A 254-nucleotide genomic window follows, 5' to 3' on the forward strand; every position below is an offset into this window, starting at 1 on the left:
TCATTTCTCGATTATGCACATTGCTTTCAATATTTTGTGGTGGTGGCAACTGGGTGGAGATATTGAGAAAAAGTTAGGCGGTCTTAAGTTGCTTCAGATCTTTGCTGTCTCTTCTGCGTTGTCAGGAGCAGGGCAATACTGGGTTGAAGGGGCCAATTTCGGTGGCTTATCTGGCGTTGTGTATGCTTTGGTTGGTTACCTATGGGTGGTTGGCACTAAAGCGCCACAGCTTGGTTTGGATATCCCAAGACAGA

1 protein-coding gene is annotated in these 254 nt (G+C 46.5%); it reads left to right on the forward strand.

What is annotated here, in order from left to right:
* Positions 1–254: rhomboid family intramembrane serine protease (locus A3712_RS21410; protein WP_157618839.1), on the forward strand; the 254-nt coding region annotated here is incomplete at both ends.

This window comes from Vibrio sp. HI00D65 (genome assembly GCF_001635455.1).
Taxonomy (GTDB): Bacteria; Pseudomonadota; Gammaproteobacteria; order Enterobacterales; family Vibrionaceae; genus Vibrio.